Annotated in this window: 2 protein-coding genes and 1 pseudogene; 2 read left to right on the forward strand and 1 reads right to left on the reverse strand. The window is 69.0% G+C overall.

Annotation, left to right across the window (positions count from 1 at the left end; translation table 11 throughout):
* A pseudogene (locus KN815_RS50165) lies at window positions 1–160 on the forward strand (RNA-guided endonuclease TnpB family protein); the annotation flags it as partial.
* A 53-nt stretch (window positions 161–213) separates the two neighbouring features.
* Here KN815_RS50165 and glgX read toward each other — a convergent pair.
* Window positions 214–2,358 (reverse strand): glycogen debranching protein GlgX, encoded by a 2,145-nt coding sequence (gene glgX / locus KN815_RS09340; protein WP_216341287.1) that lies wholly within the window; start codon window positions 2,356–2,358, stop codon window positions 214–216.
* Between the two features lie 241 nt (window positions 2,359–2,599).
* Here glgX and KN815_RS09345 point away from each other — a divergent pair, with 241 nt between their 5' ends.
* Entirely contained in the window at window positions 2,600–3,394 is a 795-nt protein-coding gene (locus tag KN815_RS09345) for a Tat pathway signal sequence domain protein (protein ID WP_216341288.1), read from the forward strand.
* Window positions 3,395–3,694 lie beyond the last annotated feature (300 nt).

A 3,694-nucleotide genomic window follows, 5' to 3' on the forward strand; every position in this document is an offset into this window, starting at 1 on the left:
GTCTGCCTGTGGAGACGGTGTGAGACCTCAACGGGAGTCCTCCCGGACGGGGCGGTCGTCGGTGAAGCAGGAACCCCAGCGGGCGACCGCTGGAATCCCCCGCCTTTGGGCGGGGGAGGAAGTCAAAGGAACGTACGTACCCACTGGGCCCGCCCCATGAGAGCCCCGCGCACCCGAACGGACGCGCCCCGCGCCCCCTCACGATGCCCGGAGCTACGCCGGCCGCTGTAGCACCATCAGGCTCCGGTCCACCAGGGTCAGCACATCGCCCGCCGCCACCTTCGCCCCGCTGCCCGGCTCCACGCCCTCCGGCACCGCCGTGTCCACGATGACCTGCCACTGCTTGCCGTGGTCGATGGGCACGACGAAGTCCAGCGGCTCATGGTGCGCGTTGAACAGCAGCAGAAACGAGTCATCGGTGATCCGCTCACCGCGCACTCCCGGTTCGGAGATCGCGCTGCCGTTGAGGAAGACCGCGAGGGACTTGGCGTGCGCCGCCTGCCAGTCGCGCGGGATCATCCCCTCGCCCTCATGGGTGAACCAGGCGATGTCCGACAGCTCGTCGTGGGTGCCCTCCACCGGCCGTCCGTGGAAGAAGCGGCGGCGCCGGAAGACCGGATGGTCGCGGCGCAGCCACACCAGTGAGCGGGTGAAGCGCAGCAGCTCCAGCGCCGAGCGGTCCTCCCACTCGCCGTCCTGCCCCTTGACGTGGTCCGGCCACCGCACCCAGGAGACCTCGTTGTCCTGGCAGTACGCGTTGTTGTTGCCGCCCTGGGTGCGGCCGAACTCATCGCCATGGCTGAGCATCGGCACGCCCTGGGAGAGCATCAGGGTCGCGACGAAGTTGCGCATCTGGCGCTCGCGCAGCGTCCGTACCGCCGGATCGTCGGTCTCGCCCTCGACCCCGCAGTTCCAGGACCGGTTGTAGCTCTCGCCGTCCTGGTTGGACTCGCCGTTGGCCTCGTTGTGCTTCTCGTCGTAGCTCACCAGATCGCGCAGGGTGAAGCCGTCATGGCAGGTGACGAAGTTGACCGAGGCCAGCGGGCGCCGCCCGTCGCCCTGGTAGAGGTCGGAGGAGCCGGTCAGCCGGGAGGCGAACTCGGCCAGTGTCCTCGGCTCACCGCGCCACAGATCCCGCACGGTGTCCCGGAACTTGCCGTTCCATTCGGTCCACAGGGGCGGGAAGTTGCCGACCTGGTAGCCGCCCTCGCCGACGTCCCAGGGCTCGGCGATCAGCTTCACCTGGCTCACCACCGGATCCTGCTGGACCAGGTCGAAGAACGACGAGAGCCGGTCCACCTCGTGGAACTGCCGGGCCAGCGTCGCCGCCAGATCGAAGCGGAAGCCGTCCACATGCATCTCGGTCACCCAGTAGCGCAGCGAGTCCATGATCAACTGGAGCACGTGCGGGGAGCGCATCAGCAGGGAGTTCCCGGTGCCGGTGGTGTCCATGTAGTACCGGCGGTCCTCGGTCAGCCGGTAGTACGAGGCGTTGTCCAGACCCCGGAAGGAGAGCGTGGGGCCCAGGTGGTTGCCCTCGGCCGTGTGGTTGTAGACCACGTCCAGGATGACCTCGATGCCCGCCTGGTGCAGCGCCCGGACCGCCGATTTGAACTCCAGCACCTGCTGGCCCCGGTCGCCCCAGGAGGCGTAGGCGTTGTGCGGGGCGAAGAAGCCGATGGTGTTGTAGCCCCAGTAGTTGGCCAGGCCCGCGTCGGCCAGCCGGTGGTCGTGGACGAACTGGTGCACGGGCATCAGTTCCAGCGTGGTGACGCCCAGCTCCGTCAGATGTTCGATGATCGCCGGATGGGCGAGCGCCGCGTAGGTCCCGCGCAGCTCCTCCGGCAGCCGGGGATGGCGCATGGTCAGCCCCTTGACATGCGCCTCGTAGATGACCGTGCGGTGGTAGTCGGTGCGCGGCGGGCGGTCGTCCCCCCAGTCGAAGTACGGATTGACCACGACCGACGCCATGGTGTGCGGGGCGGAGTCGAGGTCATTGCGCTTGTCGGGGCGTCCGAAGTGGTAGCCGTAGACCTCCTCGCCCCAGCCGATCCGCCCGCTGAGGGCCTTGGCGTACGGATCCAGCAGCAGCTTGGCGGAATTGCAGCGGTGGCCGGACTCCGGCTCGTACGGGCCGTGGGCCCGGAAGCCGTAGCGCTGCCCCGGCATGATCCCCGGCAGATAGGCGTGGCGCACGAACGCGTCGGACTCCCGCAACTCGACCGCCGTCTCCGAGCCGTCGTCGTGCAGGAGGCACAGCTCGATGCGGACAGCGGCCTCGGAGAACACCGCGAAGTTGGTTCCGGCGCCGTCGTACGTGGCGCCAAGGGGGTAAGCCTGCCCCGGCCAGACCTGCATACGTCGACTCTTCCACTTCTTCTCCAGGGGCCGCGAGCACTCCGGGCACCGGACGGAACCTGACCGACCCCGCATCTTTGCCCAACTGGCCGGACCCATCCGCTCTTTCGACAGAACTTCCTCAAAAGGGAGGCAACCTACGGCCATTTCGGTTCGTCCTACCGGGTGACCTCCGCGTATGCGTATCCCGCTATGCGGTCCGATGTGATGACAGGGGGGAATGGGGGAGGATGTGCGCAAGATGATGCACCGCCACCTGGGCAAAGTGGTGGCCGGCGCGGCCGTGGCGGCCACCGCCACGGCGGTCCTGATCGGGGTGACGCTCCCGGGGAGCGCGTCCGGCAAAGAGGGCTCGGGTGGGGGACCCCAGGGCTCGGCGGCGGAGCAGGGCCAGGCGGCCCGGCAACTGCCCGGTGTGGTGGAGGACGCGCCCGAGCAGGCCCATACCGGCACCGGCCGCGATCCACTGACCGACGATGAGATGAAGCGCGCCCAGACCCTCACGGGCGGCGGCGGCTTCCGGCTGAGCAGCGAGGACGTCAAGGGCGCCAAGGGCCCCGAACTGCTCTCCACCGACCTCGCGGAGCTGAGCCCCGACGAGGTGGGCGCCGCCGACGCGCCGCGCCGCGCCGACGTCACGTACTACGACTACAAGGACGACACCTACGTCACCAAGACGGTCGACCTCGGCAGCGGCAAGGTGACCGCGACCGACACCCAGCACGGGGTCCAGCCGCCGCCCAACCGCGACGAGGTGATGGAGGCCGCGAAGCTGCTGATGGCCGACAAGCTGGGCGAGGGGCTGAAGAAGGACTTCAAGGACGCCACGGGCAAGGCGCTGACCCGCCCGGACCAGCTCACCGTCACCGGCTTCGTCTACCGCGCGGGCGAGGGCAACCCCGGTCCGGCCTCGGTCGGGGACTGCGGCGCGCACCGCTGCGTACGGCTGTTCACCCGGGTGCTGAACGGCCCGTGGATCGACACCCGGCAGATGGTGATCGACCTGAGCGCCCGCAAGGTCGCCAAGCTGAGCTGAGCCCCTTTTTTCGTGGCTCGGTTCGCCTCCGGGGCGCCTCAGTCGCTGTCGACGGTCGACCGTGCTCGGTCGCTCGTTCCTCGCTCCCTGCGCGCGCTCTCCCTTTCGACAGCGACGCGCCCCTTCGGCTCGCCCCCAGCTACCGCTGGGAGGTGCCCCCGGCCGGAAGACCTCAGCGCCCTGACCCGCGACGGCGCCCCTCCCACGAGTTCGGAAGTGGGCTCTCGGTCGATTACGATCGTGGGCGTTTTGTTGCTGTCCGGGGGTAAAAAGGTGAGGAGTGAGGGCCTGTGCTCCGGT

It is taken from the genome of Streptomyces niphimycinicus (assembly GCF_018883605.1).
GTDB lineage: Bacteria > Actinomycetota > Actinomycetes > Streptomycetales > Streptomycetaceae > Streptomyces > Streptomyces niphimycinicus.